Source organism: Candidatus Eisenbacteria bacterium (assembly GCA_016867715.1).
In the GTDB taxonomy this organism is placed as follows: Bacteria; Orphanbacterota; Orphanbacteria; order Orphanbacterales; family Orphanbacteraceae; genus VGIW01.
The window spans coordinates 1-17,462 of record VGIW01000071.1; the positions used below are offsets into that span (position 1 = coordinate 1).

General features: G+C 66.4%; 14 protein-coding genes. 5 read left to right on the plus strand and 9 right to left on the minus strand.

What is annotated here, in order from left to right:
- On the minus strand, nucleotides 1-161 hold a 161-nt coding region (locus FJY73_10915; protein ID MBM3321174.1), incomplete at its 3' end, for a hypothetical protein.
- A gap of 280 nt (nucleotides 162-441) precedes the next feature.
- Between FJY73_10915 and FJY73_10920 the strand changes: the two genes are divergently transcribed.
- The 3 genes from FJY73_10920 (at nucleotide 442) to FJY73_10930 (ending at nucleotide 8,295) form a co-directional block, all read left to right on the plus strand.
- Nucleotides 442-3,282, plus strand: a complete 2,841-nt coding sequence (locus FJY73_10920) for a fused MFS/spermidine synthase (protein ID MBM3321175.1) — start codon at nucleotides 442-444, stop codon at nucleotides 3,280-3,282.
- 182 nt (nucleotides 3,283-3,464) lie between these two features.
- A complete protein-coding gene (locus FJY73_10925; GenBank protein ID MBM3321176.1) occupies nucleotides 3,465-6,095 on the plus strand; it encodes a T9SS type A sorting domain-containing protein in 2,631 nt (876 codons plus the stop codon).
- 4 nt (nucleotides 6,096-6,099) lie between these two features.
- Entirely contained in the window at nucleotides 6,100-8,295 is a 2,196-nt protein-coding gene (locus FJY73_10930; GenBank protein MBM3321177.1) for a T9SS type A sorting domain-containing protein, read from the plus strand.
- Between the two features lie 49 nt (nucleotides 8,296-8,344).
- On the opposite strand, the gene FJY73_10935 is transcribed toward FJY73_10930, so the two are convergent.
- On the minus strand, nucleotides 8,345-8,707 hold the full coding sequence (locus FJY73_10935; GenBank protein ID MBM3321178.1) for a TolC family protein: 363 nt from the start codon (nucleotides 8,705-8,707) through the stop codon (nucleotides 8,345-8,347).
- Nucleotides 8,704-10,026, minus strand: coding sequence for a SpoIIE family protein phosphatase (locus FJY73_10940; protein ID MBM3321179.1), 1,323 nt, complete (start codon nucleotides 10,024-10,026; stop codon nucleotides 8,704-8,706). The genes FJY73_10935 and FJY73_10940 overlap by 4 nt, the downstream gene beginning before the upstream one ends.
- Nucleotides 10,027-10,226: 200 nt before the next feature.
- Between FJY73_10940 and FJY73_10945 the strand changes: the two genes are divergently transcribed.
- A complete protein-coding gene (locus FJY73_10945; protein MBM3321180.1) occupies nucleotides 10,227-10,718 on the plus strand; it encodes a permease in 492 nt (163 codons plus the stop codon).
- A gap of 14 nt (nucleotides 10,719-10,732) precedes the next feature.
- Here the strand turns inward: FJY73_10945 and FJY73_10950 are convergent, their stop codons facing one another.
- The 4 genes from FJY73_10950 to FJY73_10965 are packed head-to-tail and all read right to left on the minus strand — an operon-like array spanning nucleotide 10,733 to nucleotide 15,193.
- Entirely contained in the window at nucleotides 10,733-11,701 is a 969-nt protein-coding gene (locus tag FJY73_10950) for a GDP-mannose 4,6-dehydratase (GenBank protein MBM3321181.1), read from the minus strand.
- A gap of 5 nt (nucleotides 11,702-11,706) precedes the next feature.
- The gene (locus tag FJY73_10955; protein MBM3321182.1) at nucleotides 11,707-12,855 is read right to left on the minus strand and encodes a DegT/DnrJ/EryC1/StrS family aminotransferase; all 1,149 of its coding nucleotides are present in this window, start codon (nucleotides 12,853-12,855) and stop codon (nucleotides 11,707-11,709) included.
- Nucleotides 12,856-12,894: 39 nt separating this feature from the next.
- Nucleotides 12,895-13,836 carry an SDR family oxidoreductase gene (locus FJY73_10960; protein MBM3321183.1) on the minus strand — a complete coding sequence of 314 codons (942 nt, stop codon included), beginning with the start codon at nucleotides 13,834-13,836 and terminating at the stop codon, nucleotides 12,895-12,897.
- A gap of 49 nt (nucleotides 13,837-13,885) precedes the next feature.
- Nucleotides 13,886-15,193 carry a UDP-glucose/GDP-mannose dehydrogenase family protein gene (locus FJY73_10965; GenBank protein MBM3321184.1) on the minus strand — a complete coding sequence of 436 codons (1,308 nt, stop codon included), beginning with the start codon at nucleotides 15,191-15,193 and terminating at the stop codon, nucleotides 13,886-13,888.
- Nucleotides 15,194-15,307: 114 nt separating this feature from the next.
- On the opposite strand from FJY73_10965, the gene FJY73_10970 reads away from it, so the two are divergent.
- Complete coding sequence (locus FJY73_10970; GenBank protein MBM3321185.1) at nucleotides 15,308-16,378, plus strand: quinone-dependent dihydroorotate dehydrogenase; 1,071 nt, start codon at nucleotides 15,308-15,310, stop codon at nucleotides 16,376-16,378.
- 57 nt (nucleotides 16,379-16,435) lie between these two features.
- Here the strand turns inward: FJY73_10970 and FJY73_10975 are convergent, their stop codons facing one another.
- Both FJY73_10975 and FJY73_10980 read right to left on the minus strand, forming a co-directional pair.
- Nucleotides 16,436-17,209 (minus strand): MBL fold metallo-hydrolase, encoded by a 774-nt coding sequence (locus FJY73_10975; GenBank protein ID MBM3321186.1) that lies wholly within the window; start codon nucleotides 17,207-17,209, stop codon nucleotides 16,436-16,438.
- Complete coding sequence (locus tag FJY73_10980; GenBank protein ID MBM3321187.1) at nucleotides 17,202-17,447, minus strand: hypothetical protein; 246 nt, start codon at nucleotides 17,445-17,447, stop codon at nucleotides 17,202-17,204. Before FJY73_10980 ends, FJY73_10975 begins: the two co-directional genes overlap by 8 nt.
- Nucleotides 17,448-17,462 lie beyond the last annotated feature (15 nt).

Here is a 17,462-nt window from a genome sequence, read left to right on the forward strand (position 1 = left end):
GCCTCGATCTCGGCCGGCGGAAGATCGTAGACGACGAACCGCGGGTTCTCTTCGGGCAGAACGAAAAAGCCGCCCGCCTCGCTCTTCCCCGCCGCGATCGATCCGCAAAGGAGAACGGCGAGCGCAGCGGCCGCTGCCGAACCTCCGATTCGCGTGCTCACGCTCTTCCCCTTTCGAAGTGGAGGACGTTGTTCCGAAGGTCCCGTTACGAGACTCGGCACGGAACGAACGCAACTGCGCCCCGACACGAGACCGTACAACCGATTGCCATTTCAAGGGTTATGGTAGCACATCTCGGCCCGGAGAGCAAGACGCCTACAAAGACCGATCCAAGGCGCGTCCGGTCCTTCGATCCCCGTCCGCTCTTATGGTACGATCGGTTGAGAAACCGATCTCTCGCGAGACGAGGCGGGAGGACCTTCCGCCGGATCCAAGGTGCCCATGATCCTTTACGTCCTTTTCTTTCTTTCCGGGGCGGCGGGGCTCGTGTACGAGCTCCTCTGGGTCCACCGGCTCACGCTCATCATGGGCGGGACGACCCACGCGATCACGACCGTGCTCGCGGCGTTCATGGGGGGGCTCGCGATCGGGAGCTTTCTCGCGGGCCGGCGCGCAGCGCGTCTCGCGTCCCCTCTTCGCGCGTACGGGCTTCTCGAGATCGCGATCGGCCTCTCCGCGCTCCTCATCGAGCTCGGCTTCTACGGCGCGGTTCCGTTCTACCGCTGGATCTACAACCTGGTCGGTCCGGAGCACATGGTTCCTCTCCACGCGGTCCGCTTCCTCGTCTCGGCGCTCCTTCTTCTTCTTCCGACGGCGTTCATGGGCGCGACGCTCCCCATTCTCATCGAGCACGGAGTTCGGAAGGACGCGCGCTTCGGAAACGTGACCGGAACTTTCTACGGCATCAACACGATCGGCGCGGCGGGGGGCGCGGCGCTCGCGGGTTTCTTCCTCATCCCTGAGCTCGGCCGGCACGGGGCGCTGTTCGTCGCGGTTCTCGGAAACCTCTCGCTCGGAGTCCTCGCGCTCCTTCTCCGCGAGCGGCTCGAAAGAGGGATCGCGGCCGCGCGTGCGGACGCGGGGAGAGATGCGAGCGAGACGCCGACTCCCGGCGCGGCGATGGGATCGCTCATCCGAGGTCTCGTGCTCGTCACGGTCGGCGTCTCCGGCTTCGCGGCGATGGCCTATCAGATCGCATGGACCCGCATCCTGCTCGTGCAGGTCGGCTCATCGGTCTATGCGTTCACGTCGGTCCTCGTCGTCTTCATCATCGGGCTCGGGATCGGCGCGTTCGCGATCGGTCTCACGGCGCACAGGATTCGAAGGCCGGTCTTCGTCCTCGGGATCGCCGAGGCCGCTCTCGGCCTCTCCGCCCTCTGGATCCTGCCGCGCTTCGCGGGGCTCTCCGCGAACGTCGTCGAGTGGCTCCGCACGATCGGAAGCACCGGCTCCGACTTTCTCGTGAAGCAGTTCCTTTACATCTTCGCGACGCTCCTCGTTCCGACGCTCGTGCTCGGGATGGTTTTTCCGCTCGTCGTCTACTCGGTCACGCGGATGCACCGCGAGGCCTCGCGAAACGTCGGGATCGCCTACGCGATCAACACGGCCGGCACGATCCTCGGCTCGATCATCGCCGGCTTCTTTCTTCTCGCCGGACCTCCGGGGATCGCGGGGACGATCGGCATCGCGGTCGCCCTCTCGGTTCTTCTCGGGATCGCGCTTCTTCTCGCCGACCGGCGGGCTCCCCTCGCGCTTCGACTCGGCGCTCTCGCGGTCCTCCTCGTTCTTCTCGCCTTCCGATGGGACGCGGCGCGGCGACACCCGCTCGACCGGGCGACGCTCACCGCGGGCGCCTTCCTCGGCAGCCTCGGGGATTCGGGCACGATCCTTTACTACCGGGACGGCCCCGACGCGACCGTCTCGGTCCACGAGCACGCCGGAGGCCGAACCCTCCGGATCAACGGGAAGCCGGACGCGAGCACCGGCGTCACCGACATGCCCACGCAGGTCACTCTCGCGCAGTTCCCTCTCCTTCTCGCGGCGAAACCCGAGAGGGTGCTGGTGGTTGGGCTCGGGGGCGGCGTGACGATGGCTTCCGCGGCGTCCCATTCGCGCGTCCGCTCGGTCGACGTCCTCGAGATCTCCGACGCGGTGATCGAAGCCGCGCGCACGTACTTCGGCCCCTATCTTCGGGGCGCCTTCGACGATCCGCGCGTCCGCATCCTCCGGAACGACGCGAGGAACCATCTCCTTCTCGCGCCCGAGCGGTACGACGTCATCATCTCGGAACCATCGAACCCCTGGCTCGCGGGGATCCCGAATCTTTTTACGAAAGAATATTTCAAGCTTGCTCGTTCCCGACTCGATCCGGGCGGCGTTTACTGCCAGTGGCTCCAGTCGTACGGGATGGCGCCCGGCGATTTTCTTCTGGTCGTCCGCTCATTGCTCGCGGTCTTCCCGAACGTGAGCCTCTGGCAGGGGCAGCACAACGACTTCCTTCTCATCGCGCGGGAGGAGAACGAGTCGATCCCCCTCGACACGCTCGCGCGCCGCATGCTTGAGCCGGAGGTCTATCGCGATCTCGAGACGATTGGCCTCGAGCATCCGGGCCGCTTTCTCGGCGCGTGTCTCGCCGATCACGCCGAGCTCGAGGCGTGGGCGGGGGAGGGACCGATCAACACCGACAACAACGGTCTCCTCGAGTTCTCCGCCCCTCTCCAGAGGCTCCGAAAGGATTCGCCGAAGATCGCTGCTTCTCTCGCGAGGCGCGCGGGGCGGCCCCTCGATTCTCTCCTCCTCGCCGATCCGGAGAGCGCCGATCATCGGAGCGTTCTCGATCTCGCCCAACGAAACCGGCAGGCGATCTACGCGATCTACGAGGCCTCGGTCCCCGCTCCCGATCCGGGCTCACTCTATCGTGTCGCCCGGAAGCTCCACCGGCTCGATCCGGCGGACTGGCGCGCTTACCGCATGGTCCAAGGCGTGGTCGACATTCTCGAACGGGAGAGACCGGGCGGAATCCCCCCGTCGAACGAAGAGACCCGCTTCTTCGAGAGCGTGCGCGCCCTCCCGGAGCCCGCAACCGGGCCTGTCACTCCCGAGGCGACGAAGAGGGGGCGCGTCGGCGCGTGGATCGAGGAGGCGCGGCCCGCTCTCGACGAAGGCCGCGCGATCGACGGGCGCGAGCTTCTCGCCCGCGCGTCTCTCTTCGGCGGGGACGAAGGAGAGCACGCGGCGGTCCTCGCCGAGCTCCGCGCCCGCGCCCTCTCTCCCGAGCCTTGAAGCCCGCCCTCGGCCCTTCTTAGACGAAACGGGAAGAAACACCGTTCCTGGGCCCGCCGTTCCCTCCGGTTCCCTTCTTCATTCCTCGATCGAACGGCCGGCGATGGAGAGACGCGCCCATATCCGTTATAATAGAAAGCGAAGCTGCTCCCCGAATCCGACCTCGCCGAAAGGAAGGCTCGATGAAACGGATCGTGATCTCCGCTCTTCTACTGACCGCGGCGCTCGCGGCCGCGTACCTTCTCTACGCGCCGCTCCAAGAAGATGCATCCCTCACGGCGGACGAGATCTCTGAGAAGATCATCCGGGAGAAGAAGGCGAGGCGTGCGGAGCGGGCCGCCGCCGGCCTCCCCTTCGGTCCGGGAGAGGAACCGAACGACTGGTCGTTCCGCCAGAGAGCCTATCCGTACGATCGTTTGAACTATGAAGAGCTCACGCAGGCGCTCGGCGAGGCCGAGACGATGCGGGAAGCCGCGCGGAAGAAGGGCCCGCGCGCGACCTGGGTCGAGAGGGGTCCGAGCAACATCGGCGCGCGGCTCGCCGATCTCGCGTTCGATTCGTCCGATCCGAACACGATCTACGCGGCGATGGCGAGCGGCGGCGTCTTCCGCTCGAGCGACGGGGGCGCTTCGTGGGTTCCCATCTTCGACGATCAGCCGGTGCTCACGATCGGCGCGATCGCCGTCGACCCGCTGAATCCGGACGTTCTCTACGTCGGGACGGGCGAGTCGGCCGCGAGCAGCTTCAGCTGGTTCGGGATCGGGATGTTCAAGTCGGAGGATCGAGGGAACACCTGGAGAGCGATCGGGCTCGAGGAGAGCCGGGCGATCGCGCGGATCGTCGTCGATCCGATCGACACGGACCGGATCTGGATCGCGGCGTGCGGCGTTCTCTTCGGAACGGGCGGCGAGCGGGGGATCTACCGTTCGCTTGACGGGGGCGAGTCGTGGACCCGCGTTCTCTTCGTCAACGACTCGACCGCCGCGATCGACGTCGCGATCGACCCGACGAAGCCGGACACGGTCTACGCGGCGATGTGGGAGCGCGTGCGCGGTCTCACCTACCGCCGCTCCGGAGGGCCGGGGAGCGGGATCTGGCGCTCGCACGACGGCGGCGACACATGGACGCTTCTCACGAGCGGCCTCCCGAGCGCGGGTCCCAGCGTCGGCCGGATCGGGCTCTCGGTCTCGGCATCGAGTCCGAACGTCGTCTATGCGATCTACGACATCGTCGGGGAGGGAGCGCGCGTCTACAAGACAACGAACGGCGGGAACTCCTGGACGCGAACGAACGACTCGGCCGTCTCCCACATCCATAGCTCGTTCGGATGGTACTTCGGGCAGATCCGCGTCGACCCCTCGGATCCGAACCGGGTCTTTGCGCACGGCGTCCCTCTCTACCGGTCCGAGAACGGGGGGTCGAGCTGGTCGGAGGTCGGCGAGGAGGTTCACGTCGACCATCACGCGATGGCATTCGATCCGTCGAACCCCGACCGCATCTTCGAGGGGAATGACGGTGGCATTTACGTCTCGACGGACGAGGGGGATACCTGGACGAAGCTCTACAATCAGCCGACCAACCAGTTCTATGCGATCACGATCGACTACCTCCATCCGGAAAGGCTCTACGGCGGAACGCAGGACAACGGAACTCTTCGCACGCCGACCGGCGCGATCGACGACTGGGAATCCATCCTCGGCGGGGACGGCTTCTACACGATCGTCGACCCGAGGAACTCGAACATCCTCTTCGCCGAATACCAGTACGGGAATCTTTATAAGTCCACGAACTTCGGCGCCTCGTGGAGCTGGGCCCTGAGCGGGGTGAACAGCGGCGACCGAAGAAATTGGTCGACGCCGGTCGTGCTCGATCCGTCGAACCCGGATCGGATGTTCTACGGAACTTACCGCCTCTATCGATCGACGAACGCCGCCTCCTCGTGGAGCGCCGTGAGCGGCGACCTCACGAACGGGAATCAAGGCGGGAACTACGGAACGATCACGACGATCGCGGTCAGTCCGGTAAGCGGGAGCGTGATCTGGGTCGGGACGGATGATGCGAACCTCTGGGTGACGACGAACGGAGGGGGGAACTGGACGAAGGTCTCCGGTTCGCTTCCGAACCGATGGGTGAGCCGCGTCGCCGCCGATCCGATCGATCCCGCGGTCGCGTACGCGACGTTCTCCGGGCTTCGTTGGAACGAGGAGATCGCGCACGTCTATCGGACGGATGACTACGGCGCGACGTGGACCGATTGCAGCGGGAACCTTCCGGGGGCGCCGGTGAACGCGCTTCTCGTCGACCCGGACGATCCGAACACCCTCTACCTCGGATCGGACGTCGGTTGCTTCACCACCTCGGACCTCGGTGGGGCTTGGTACGCGCTCGGCGAGAACCTCCCTTCCGTGCCGGTCTACGATCTCGCCTTCCATCGCCCGACGCGAACCCTCGTCGCGGGGACGCACGGGCGTTCGATGCACTCCCTCGCGATCCCGACCCCGACCGGCGTCGCGCGAGCGGAGTCCGCGCCGCCGGCCGCCAAGCTCTCCCTTTCGACTCGGCCGAACCCTTTCAACCCGAGAGGAGAGATCGTGTACGTTCTCGAGGAGAGCGCGCCGATCACTTTAGGGGTCTATGATCTCGCCGGGCGGCTCGTGAAACGCCTCGCCGAGGGAACGATGGCCGCCGGAGAACATCGAAGCGTGTGGGACGGGTCGGACGAACCAGGCCGCCCCGCCTCGAGCGGCACGTACTTCCTCCGGTTGGAGTCCGGAGACTACGCCGCGACCCGGAAAATCAGCCTCGTGAGGTGAGGTCATGAAGTCGCGATCGTTCTCGAACCTTCCTCTCTCTCTCCTCACTCTTCTATGTCTCGCGCTCGCCGCCGCGCCGGCCGCGCCGGACACCGCGTACGACAACACGTACGCGAAGGACTTCATCACCGACGCTCCCTGGCGCGTGATCGACGCACACACGCCGATCCCGATCACAATCGTCCTCAAGGACTGCGACGTGGACGACATCCGGGAGCTCCATTGGATCCGCTGCAAGGACGTGACCGGGGGCGGTTCCACCGTTCTCTGGCACCACAACTTCGGAGACGAGCGGATCGGAAACGACCCGAGCGAGCACAACTATTGGACGTACATCACGACCGTCACCGAGGGGCACCCGTCCCTTCCGAACGGCACGCTCCTCACGCCCGCGGCTCTCGGATACGGGACAGGGGACGCGATCCAGCTCGAGGTGGCGATCTACTATCGCGACGACTGGTTCAACTACACGGACGGGCGGACGCTCCGCGTCCGCGTCGGGAGCGGTCCTTTCCCGCGGCCGGAAGGATGGTACGGCGGCGACACGCATTTCCACACGATGTACACGAACAACCTCTACGAGTTCGGCGCGCCGATCCCCGCCGTGCGGCTCGCCGCGACGGCGATCGGTCTTCAATGGCTCACGACGACCGATCACTCGTGCGACCTCGACGAGACGGGGGACGGCGCGTATTCCTACGCGACGCATCAGTGGGAGTACACGATCCAATCGCCCTCCGGAACGACGACGGTCGTTCGGAACAACCTCGACTACGGTTCCTCGTGGCACGCTCTCGGCGCGGATGCGCTCGAAGCGGACGGGCCGGACCTTCGCGTCACCCGCGGGGTCGAGATCAACCTCGCCTCGATCGATCCGGACACGCAAGGAAAGACGCTTCATTGCCTCTTCTACAATCCCGAGTACATCCACTCGCCGCTCTCCGGAGCGGCCGGCGAGCGTCCGGTCATTCCCCCTCTCGACACGGGGCTCGACGCGCTCGCGCCGGAGGGTTTCGCGTACGCCGCGCACCCGATTTCGGATCTCTCGGCGGAGTTCGGAGGGATCGATCTCGGCGTGAACGGAACCCGCTGGCGCGATCAAGATCTAGCGGTGGCTCTCTCCCGCGCGCGCTTCATCGGTCTCGAGGCGTTCAACACGCGCGCCACGCGGCGTTCCTCGAACCAGGAGAACCCGTGGGCCGACTTCGACGCGGGTTCCGCGCCCGCGAACCCGTATCCGAACGAGCTCCTCGAGGGGATCGCGCTCTGGGATTCGCTCCTCGCTGCGGACATCGCTTTGGGACATCCGCGCAAGATCTTCCTCTCCGGCGGGAGCGACGCGCACGGCGACTTCAACTACGCCTCGTACACGAGCCTCGACAACTACGCGGAGGACAACGCGCTCGGCAAGGTGCAGACCGTGGTCCGCGTCCCCGGGCATGGCCCCGACAGCCTTCCGCCGATCGACGCGATCCTCGATGCGTTCCGCGCAGGGCGGTCGGTCGTGACGGACGGACCCTTCCTCGAGATCGGGCTCGACCGGGACGGGGACGGCGACTGGTACGAGGAGGAGGATGTTTCGATCGGCGGCGAGGGGATCGTCGGAACGGAGTCGCCGCTTCCGCTCCGCATGCGATGGGGCTCTCTCTCCGAGTTCGGACCGGTGGTGGCGGTCACCCTCGTCTCCGGAAACGGCTCGGGAACCGCGACGATCGCGAGCTTCGACCCGACCCTCTCGGGCGAGGGTTTCTCAGGAAGCGAAACGATCGACCTTGGAACATTCGGGTTTGAAGGAAATCGCTTCTTCCGCGCGGAGCTTCGAACCGACGACGGGGACGCGGGGCATCGCGCCTACACGAACCCGATCTGGCTCACGTTCGATCCGAACGTCGGGATCGCGGCGGAGACGCCTTCCGTGTCATCCGCGGTCGCCCTCTCCGCTCAGCCGAACCCGTTCAACCCGGCGACGATGATCGTTCTCCGTCTCCAGAAGCCGACGGAGGTCTCTCTCTCCGTCTTCGATCCGAGCGGCCGCCTCGTGCGCGCGCTCCTCGAGGACGAGGATCTCTCCGCCGGTCGTCACGTGATTCCTTGGAGCGGATCGGACGCGAGCGGAAGGACGGTTCCCTCGGGGCGCTACCTCGTTCGTCTCGACGCGGGGAGCGAGACGAGAACCGCGAAGCTTCTTCTCATGCGATGATCGGCTTCCGGCGGCCGGCGGCTCCACCCGCTCGGGGCGATCGATCGCCTCAAGGGGCGAGAGGACCGTCCGGATCGAGATCGCCCGTCGAGTAGTCCAGAAAGCGCTGCTGCCGGAGAAGCGTATAGCGCGCGCGCACGCTCGCGCTCGTCGCGACCGTCCGGTCGGCCCGTCCCGAGATCACCTCGTACAGAGTCGCGGCGCCCGCCGCGTAGCGTTGCTCGATGAACTCGAGCGCCTTCTCCGCCGCGCGGAGCCTCGCTTCCGCCGCGTCCAGCCTCTCGCGGGCGGAGTCCCGCTCCAAGTGCGCGCGGCGAACATCGAGCGCCGCCTCTTGACGGCGATCGGACAAAGCCGGATCGGCATTCTCTCTTTCGATGCGCGCCCGATCTTCCCTTCTCGCTCCGCTCAAGCGATTCTGCGGATCACGAGGATCGTCATATCATCCGATTGAGGGCGGACTCCTGCGTGCGCGCGCACCGCGGCGACGAGCGCCTCGATGAGCGCCTCGGCCGAATCGTTCCGGTGCGCCCGAAGAAAATCGAGCAGTCTCGTTTCGCCGAACTCCTCCCCGATTTCGTCGCCGCTCGCATCCATCGCCTCGGTGATCCCGTCCGAGTAGGCGACGAAGAGGTCTCCGGGGGCGAGAGGAATCGTGTCGCCCTCGTATGCGGAATCCTCGAGCGCTCCGAGCATCATCCCTCCCTTCGCGAGACGGAGCGGCCCCTCCTCGCCTCGGAAGAAGAACGGGTAGTCGTGGCCCGCGCAGCAATAAGAAAGGCGGTGTTCCGCCGAGTCGAGCACCCCGTAGAAGAGGGTCGCGAACTTCACCGGATCCGTGCTGTGGAAGAGAAGCCGGTTCGATCGCCGCATGCACTCGCTCGGCGCGCAGTCGACGAGCGCTTGACCCCGGATCGTCGCCTGAAGATTCGCCATGAGAAGAGCGGCCGGGAGCCCCTTCCCCGTGACGTCTCCGAGACAGAAGGCGAGGCGGGCGGTATCGATCGGGATGAAGTCGAAGTAGTCTCCGCCGACGTCCATCGCCGGGAGCGACCGCCCGGCGATGTCGTATCCCGCGAGCCGAGGCGCCTCCTTCGGGAGGAGCCGCTCTTGGATTTCCGTCGCGAAGCGGACCTCCTGGCGCATGCGAAGAAGCGCCTTCTCTTCTTCGTAGAGACGCGCGTTCTCCACAACCTGAGCCGATTGCGCGGCGAGAATCGCGAGCAGACGCTGATCGTCGACCGTGAATCCACCCGGTTCCTTCTTGTTGTAGACGGTGAGGACCCCGGTGAGCTCCCCTTTCACGAGAAGAGGCACCGCGAGTAGTGATTGAACCGAGACGTCCCATCGGACGCCGCGGAAGCGGTCGTCCGTCTTCGGATCATTCACGAGCAAAGGTTTCTTGTGGATTTGCATCCATCCGAGCAGCGACTTGTCGAGAGCATACGCCGGATGCGCGCTCGTCGAGCTCGCGAGGCGCGTGCGCACGAGCGTCTTGAGCATGTCCTCGTCGCTCTTCCTCTCGACGAGATGAACGACCCCTTGCTCGGCCCCCACCGCACGGAGCGAACGGCGCACGATCGTGTTCATGATCTCCCCTGAGTCGAGCGAGGCCCCGATCTCCCGCGAGAGATCGTTCAGGGTCGCGAGCTCCTCGACCGCCCGCCGAAGACGCTTGTTCTCCTCGAGAAGCGCGTTCGCGTTGGGGCGGCCGCCCGCTTCCGAGGTCATTGACCGCATTCCGAGCGCGGAACGCCGCGGGTCATGGGGTGCGTGCTCATCCGGCCTCTCCTCCTCCCTCGTCTTCCGGAAGCGTACCGGCCCCGCCTCCGCTTCTCAAGTCTTTCTCCCCGCCGTCTTCTCCCGGTTCTCGTGCTATGCTCGCCATCTCGGAGACAGCAAGATCGATGCGACCGAAATGGAGAAACTCCATGCTCGTCCCCACGCTGATCCTGGCCTCGCTCGCGTGCGCTCTTCTCGCGGTAGGCTACGCGCAAGGGGAAGGGGCCCACCTTCGCGGGACTCGGCTCGCCCTCGCGATGATCGTCGAGGTTCTCCCTCTTTTCGTCTTCGCCTTCCTCGTCGCCGGGATGGTCCAGGTTCTCGTCCCGCAGGAAACAACTCACCGCTGGGTGGGCGGAGGCTCCGGGATGCGCGGGATCCTCCTTGGAACAGTGGCCGGCGGTCTCGCCCCCGGGGGCCCTTACGTCAGCCTTCCGATCGCGGCGGGGCTTCTCCGTTCGGGGGCCGGGGGGGCAACGATGGTCGCGTTCCTGACCGGCTGGTCCCTCTGGGCGGTCGGGCGGCTTCCGATGGAGGTCGGGATTCTCGGCTGGAGGCTCACGCTCATCCGCGTGGCGAGCACGTTCTTCTTCCCGCCGATCGCGGGGGGGATCGCGCACACCTTCTTCAACACTCGATAGGCGGGCGGGGGCGGCTACCGCTTGAAATGGCTGATGACGCTCTGGATCAACTCGTCGAGTGCGACCTTCGGCTCGAAACCGACGGCCTCGTGGATCCGGGTGAGATCCGGAACGCGGCGCTGCATGTCCTCGAACCCCTGTTCGTAGGCCCTCTCGTACGGGACATACTCGATCGGAGAGGAGGAGCCGGCCAGCTCCCTCACCCGCGCGGCGAGATCCTCGATGGTGATCTCGTGGTCCGATCCGATATTGAAGATCCTCCCCACCGCTTTCTCGCTGCGGGCGAGGCGCACCACCCCCTCCACCACATCCTGAACCGATGAAAAGCAGCGGCTCTGCTTGCCGTCGCCGTAGACGGTGATCGGGACCCCGAGGAGCGCCTGCTTCACGAAGCGCGGAAGGACCATCCCGTACTGCCCGGTTTGGCGCGGGCCGCAGGTGTTGAAGCAACGGACCACAACGACGGGAACCTTCTTCTCGCGGTGATAGGCAAGGGCGAGAATCTCGTCCACAACCTTCGTGGCCGCGTAGCTCCATCGGTTCACCGTTGGCGAGCCCATCAGCCGATCCTGATCCTCGCGGAAGGGGAGCGAGTTCGACTTGCCGTAGATCTCCGATGTGGAGAAGAGGATGACCTTCTTCTTCCCCCGATTTGCCTGCTCGAAGACGATCTCGGTCCCGCGGATGTTGATCTGGATCGACTTCAGGATGTTCTCGATGACGTAGGCGACGCCGACCGCCGCCGCGAGATGATAGACGGTGTCGGACTCGTCGATCAGATCCCCCATCACCTGTTCATTGAGAATCGTATCGATGATGTATCGAAAGTTCGGGTGTTGTTCCAAGTGGGCGATGTTCTCGAAGGAACCGGTGGAGAGGTCGTCGATGATCGTGACCTCTTCGCCGTCCGCGAGAAGCCTCTCGGCGAGATGCGAGCCGATGAAGCCGGCCCCGCCCGTGATCAATGCTCGAGCCCTTCCCATTCCCGTCAACTCCCCCGCGACTCGGGACCGCCGGCCGGGAGGCTCGACCACTCGATCACCGCCTCCGCGACGCGCTCCAGGTCCGAATCCGAAAGCTCGGGCCCGATCGGAAGGCAGAGAACCTCCCGCGCGGCTTTCTCCGCGGTTGGGAACGAGCCGAACCGCCCCCCATAGACCGGCTGCTCGTGAAGGGCCGCCGGATAGTGCACGGACGATGCGATTCTCCTCTCGGCGAGAAACTCCTGCAACCGATTTCTTCCCGGGGTCCGCACGGCGAACTGGTGCCAGGCGGACACGAAGCCGGACGGCTCGGCGGGAAGCCGGAGCGGAAGAGAGACGAGGCGTTCCCGGTACACGCGCGCGATCGCGCGCCGTCTCTGGTTCCATCCGTCAAGGAGCGGGAGCTTGATCGAGAGGATCGCGGCCTGCATCGCGTCGAGGCGGCTGTTCCATCCGAACCGCTCGTGCCGGTACTTCCCCGTTTGTCCGTGATCGCGGAGGCACCGAATCGTCCGTGCATCGTCCTCCCGGTTCGTGGTCACGAGCCCGCCGTCTCCGCAGGCCGCCAGGTTCTTCGTCGGATAGAACGAGAACGCGGCGAGATCCCCGAGGTTCCCCGCCTTTCTTGCGCCGATCGAGGCCCCGAACGCTTGGGCCGCGTCCTCGATGATCGGGATCGCGCGGCCCCCGAGCGCGTCGCGGATCGCCTCGATCGGAGCGGGAAGACCGTAGAGGTGCACGGGGACGATCGCCCGTGTTCGATCGGTGAGCGCCGCGGCGACCGCCTCCGCCGAGACGTTCAGCGTCTCGTCGTCCACGTCGACGAAGACGGTCGAGGCGCCGGTCCTCTCGATCGCCTCGGCGATCGCGAAGAAAGAAAACGCGGGGGTGATCACCTCGTCCCCCGGGCCGACGCCTGCCGCGATCAGCGCGAGGTGGAGCGCGTCGGTCCCCGAGGCGACCCCGATCGCCTCCCGCACGCCCAAGTAAGAGGCCGCCTCCTTCTCGAAGCGATCGACCGCTTCCCCGAGCACGAAATGCCCGCGATCGAGGAGGTCGCCGATCGCCGAGAGGATCGGTTCGCGCAGAGGGCGATGCTGGGCGGCAAGATCGAGAGCGGGAATCCGCGTTCGGGGAGCGATGTCGCGCGTCATTGCATGTAACCTGCCCTGCGCAGGCAAGAGACGGAAAGGCTAGGCGCCGCCCGCCGCAAGGTTCCGAAAGTGATCGATGGTTCGCTCGAGCCCTTCGCGGAGACCGACCTTCGGCTCCCACCCGAGAATCGTGCGCGCGCGGCGGATGTCCGGTTGACGGACCTTCGGATCGTCCTGCGGGAGATCGCGGTACTCGATGCGCGAGGAGCTTCCGGTGATCTCGAGGATTTCCTCGGCGAACCTCGCGATCGTCATCTCCGCGGGATTCCCCAAGTTGACCGGGTGCGTCTCGTCCGAGAGGAGAAGCCGGTAGATTCCATCCACCAGGTCGGACACATAGCAGAACGAGCGCGTCTGGGTGCCGTCTCCGAAAACCGTCAGCGGTTCGTGATTCAATGCCTGAACGATAAACGTCGGAACGACCCGCCCGTCGCGCGCCCGCATCCTCGGCCCGAACGTGTTGAAGATCCGGGCGATCCGCGTCTCGACTCCGTGCGTCCGGTGGTACGCCATCGCGAGGGCCTCGCCGAAGCGCTTCGCCTCGTCGTACACGCCCCGCGGTCCGATCGGGTTCACGTTCCCCCAGTACGACTCCTCCTGCGGATGGACGAGCGGATCGCCGTACACCTCGGAGGAGGAAGCGAGCAGAAACCGCGCCCCCTTCGCCTTCGCGAGGCCGAGCGCCTTGTGCGTTCCGAGTGCTCCCACCTTGAGGGTTTGGATCGGAAGCTCGAGATAGTCGATCGGGCTCGCCGGGGAAGCGAAGTGGATGACCGCGTCGAGCGATCCGGCGACGTAGATGAACTCGGTGACGTCGTGTTGGACGAACCGGAAGCTCGGGTTCCCGATCAGGTGCTGGAAGTTGTCCGGGTTCCCGGTGATGAAGTTGTCCATCGCGACGACCTCGTGGCCCTCGCGGATCAGAAGGTCGCAAAGATGGGAGCCGAGGAATCCGGCCCCTCCGGTCACCAGCGCTCGCATGCCCGCACTCCCTCGCGGCGCCCCGGCGGGGCCGCCGATTCCCTTTCGATCAGGGCCTTCCGACCGAGAAGTACTCGAACCCCGCGTCGCGCACCTTGCGCGGCTCGTAGACGTTGCGGCAATCCACGAGAACCGGCTTCGCCATCGCCGAGCGGATCCCGGCGAAGTCGAGCTCCCGGAACTCGTTCCATTCGGTCATCACGACAAGGACGTCCGCCCCCTCCGCCGTCCCGAGCACTGATCCGGTCAGCGCGAGATCGGGGATCTCCTTCTTCGCGTTCGGCCCCGCCACCGGGTCGAAAGCCCGCACGTCGGCCCCCTCGCCGCGAAGGATCCGGATCACGTCGAGCGCGGGCGACTCCCGAACGTCGTCGGTGTTCGGCTTGAACGCGAGGCCGAGCACGCCGATCCGCTTCCCCGCGAGGCTCCCCCCCGCGGCCCGCCGCACCTTCGCCGCCATCTCCGCCCGGCGCCTCTCGTTCACCTCGACGACCGCGCGCGTGATGAGCGGCTCGACCCCCGCCTTCTCCGCGATCTGGATGAGCGCGCGCGTGTCCTTCGGGAAGCAGGAGCCGCCGAATCCCGCTCCCGCGTGGAGGAACTTGGGACCGATCCGCCCGTCGAGCCCCATCCCGATCGCGACGGTGTTGACGTCCGCTCCGACCCGCTCGCACACGCTCGCGATTTCATTGATGAATGAAATCTTCGTCGCGAGAAACGCGTTCGACGCGTACTTGATCATCTCGGCGGTCGCCACGCTCGTCTTCACGATCGGCGTGTCCAGAAGGTAGAGAGGCTCGTACACCTCCGAGATGATCTCGGCGGCGCGCGGGCTGTCGGTTCCGACGATGATCCGGTCCGGCCGCATGAAGTCCTGGATCGCGCTCCCCTCGCGGAGAAACTCCGGATTGGAGACGACGTCGAACTCATGCTTCGCCGTTTGGTTTCCCCGAACGATCTCCGCGACGAGCGCGCCGGTCCCAGTCGGGACCGTGCTTTTCGTGACGATCACCTTGTAACCGTTCATCGAGCGTCCGATCTCGGCCGCGACCTCATTGACGTACGTGAGATCCGCGTTCCCCGCGTCGTCGCTCGGTGTTCCGACGGCGATGAAGAGAACTTCCGAATCGCGAACCCCCTCCTCGATCGACCGGGTGAAAAGAAGGCGCCCCCCCGAGATGTTCCGCCGGACCATCTCCTCGAGACCGGGCTCATAGAAGGGAACCTGGCCCATTCGAAGGAGACGGATCTTCTCCTCGTCCACGTCCACACAGAGAACTCGGTTGCCGAAATCGGCAAGACACGTCCCCGTGACGAGCCCGACGTAGCCCGTGCCGACCACGCAGATCTTCTTCATGCACGCCTCCGATCCGATCGCCCGGGAGCGGCCGCTCGAACGCGCATTTTCCCAAGGGATCCGCCCCGAAGTCAATGACGAAGGCGGGGCCTCGTGCTACCCTACCCGCCGGCAATGGACGCGCTCTACCGACGATGTCTGCGCCCCCTTCTCTTCCGGCTCGATCCGGAAACGGCGCACGCCGCCGCTCTCCGCGCGCTCTCCTTGTGGGCCGATCGACCGCCTCCGACCGGCCCGCGGCTCGCGGTCGCGATCGCCGGGATCGCCTTTCCGAATCCGCTCGGGCTCGCCGCCGGGTTCGACAAGGACGGGAGCCGGGCGCACCTTCTCTCGAGACTCGGGTTCGGGCACGCCGAGATCGGGACGGTGACCCCGAGGCCGCAGGCGGGAAACCCGAAGCCTCGCCTCTTCCGCCTCCCGGAGAGAGAGGCGCTTCTCAATCGTATGGGGTTCAACAATTCAGGTGCGGATCGAACGGCGCGGATTCTCGCGCTTCGGATGGCCGGAACGCCGCGGCGGATCCCGATCGGGGTCAGCATCGGGAAACAGCGCGAGACCGCGATCGACGAGGCGGAGAGAGACTACCGCGAGGCGGCGGCAGCGGTCCTCCCCGTGGCCGATTTCCTCGTCGCGAACATCAGCTCGCCGAACACGCCCGGTCTTCGCTCGCTGGAGGCCCCCGGCCGGCTGGAGCCGCTTCTTCGGGCGATCCGCCGCGAGGCGGAGGAGCGCGCGAGGGTTCTCGGGCTCCGCACTCCCCCGCTCTTCGCGAAGCTCTCCCCCGACCTCTCGGACCGCGCGCTCGAGGAGGCAGCCGGCGCGGCGCGGGCGGCCGTCTGCGACGGGCTCGTTCTCACGAACACGACGACCGATCCCTCTTTCCTCGAGGCGTTCCGCCGCGGCGAGGGCGGGGTCTCCGGGAGACCGCTCGCGGCGCGGGCGCTCGAGGCGGTGCGGATCGCGCGGCGGGCGACCGAGGGCGCGCTCGTCCTCGTTGCGGTCGGCGGGATCTTCAGCGGAGAGGACGCGTACCGGCGGATCCGCGCCGGTGCATCTCTCGTGCAGCTCTACACCGCGCTCGTGTACGAAGGGCCCGGCGTCGCGCGGGCCATACTGAGGCAGCTCGAGGAGCTTCTCGCCCGCGACGGCTTCGCGAACGTCTCCGATGCGGTGGGAACGGAGTGACGATCGAGCATTTCGGCGCCGGTCGTTGTTTTCCGGATCTTGGTGTCTGTCGCCAAACTAACGGAAGACGAGCACTTCCCCCTCGGCTTCCTGCTCGGCGACGAGAAGCTTGACGCCGTCCCACCGGTTCGCCCGAAGCACGCGGCGGGCTCCGGCGAGAGCGATCTCCGGACGGTTGTTCTCCGCGGAGAGGTGCGCGAGGAGAACGACTTCGAGCCCCTCGTGGGCGGAGCCGGCGAGGGCGGCCTGGGTCGCTCGGTTCGAGAGGTGTCCGAAGTCGCTCAGGATCCTTTCCTTTAAGTACCAAGGATACGACCCGGCCCGAAGCATCTCCTCCTCGTGGTTCGACTCGATCACGAGCGCGCGCGCCCCCGCGATCGCCCGGCGGACCGTCCCGTCCACCCGCCCGAGATCGGTCGCGAACGCCACCGGGCCCGCCCCGCACTCGACGCGAAAACCAACCGGATCCTCGGCGTCGTGCTGCACGGAAAACGGATGGACGCGGAACGGCCCGACCGCGAACTCGCGCCCCGCCTCGATCGCATGGGTCGGGCCCGGTCCCGGGCGGGAGAGGGAGTCCAGCGTCCCGTAGGTTCCGTAGAGGGGGGCGGGGCATTTCTTTCGGAAGTTCTCGAGCCCCGAGACATGGTCGCGGTGCTCGTGGGAGATCAGGATCCCCTCGATCGAATCGAGCGTCACGCCCATTCGACCGAGCGCGCGGGAGAGGCGTCGCGCCGAGATCCCGCAGTCGACCAGGAGATAGCTCCCCTCCGCCCCGACGACGTAGGCGTTCCCCTTGCTTCCGCTCGCGATCGAGCAGAGCTCAAGCATCGTTTCCTCCGCTCCCCGGCTTCACGATCGGTACCCCCGCGCGACAGAGCGGACACTGATCGGGCGGGAGCGCCTCGATCGGAAGGCGGGCGATCGCATGGAAGGGGATCGGGAAGCACGCCTCTCCCCCCGAGCGGTCGACGAGAGCCCCGACCGCCGAGACCTCCGCCCCCGCCTCCTCCGCGAGGCGAACCATCCGAAGGGCGGCGCCCCCCGTCGTGACGACGTCCTCGACCACGACCACCCGCTCCCC

What these genes read in the sequence shown, in the direction of transcription:
- FJY73_10945 (MBM3321180.1), top strand. Translation starts at nt 10,227, where the DNA reads ATGCTCGTCCCCACGCTGATCCTGGCCTCGCTCGCGTGCGCTCTTCTC.
- FJY73_10975 (MBM3321186.1), bottom strand. Translation starts at nt 17,209, where the DNA reads ATGCTTGAGCTCTGCTCGATCGCGAGCGGAAGCAAGGGGAACGCCTAC.
- FJY73_10965 (MBM3321184.1), bottom strand. Translation starts at nt 15,193, where the DNA reads ATGAAGAAGATCTGCGTGGTCGGCACGGGCTACGTCGGGCTCGTCACG.
- FJY73_10920 (MBM3321175.1), top strand. Translation starts at nt 442, where the DNA reads ATGATCCTTTACGTCCTTTTCTTTCTTTCCGGGGCGGCGGGGCTCGTG.
- FJY73_10955 (MBM3321182.1), bottom strand. Translation starts at nt 12,855, where the DNA reads ATGACGCGCGACATCGCTCCCCGAACGCGGATTCCCGCTCTCGATCTT.
- FJY73_10960 (MBM3321183.1), bottom strand. Translation starts at nt 13,836, where the DNA reads ATGCGAGCGCTGGTGACCGGAGGGGCCGGATTCCTCGGCTCCCATCTT.
- FJY73_10930 (MBM3321177.1), top strand. Translation starts at nt 6,100, where the DNA reads ATGAAGTCGCGATCGTTCTCGAACCTTCCTCTCTCTCTCCTCACTCTT.
- FJY73_10950 (MBM3321181.1), bottom strand. Translation starts at nt 11,701, where the DNA reads ATGGGAAGGGCTCGAGCATTGATCACGGGCGGGGCCGGCTTCATCGGC.
- FJY73_10970 (MBM3321185.1), top strand. Translation starts at nt 15,308, where the DNA reads ATGGACGCGCTCTACCGACGATGTCTGCGCCCCCTTCTCTTCCGGCTC.
- FJY73_10940 (MBM3321179.1), bottom strand. Translation starts at nt 10,026, where the DNA reads ATGACCTCGGAAGCGGGCGGCCGCCCCAACGCGAACGCGCTTCTCGAG.
- FJY73_10925 (MBM3321176.1), top strand. Translation starts at nt 3,465, where the DNA reads ATGAAACGGATCGTGATCTCCGCTCTTCTACTGACCGCGGCGCTCGCG.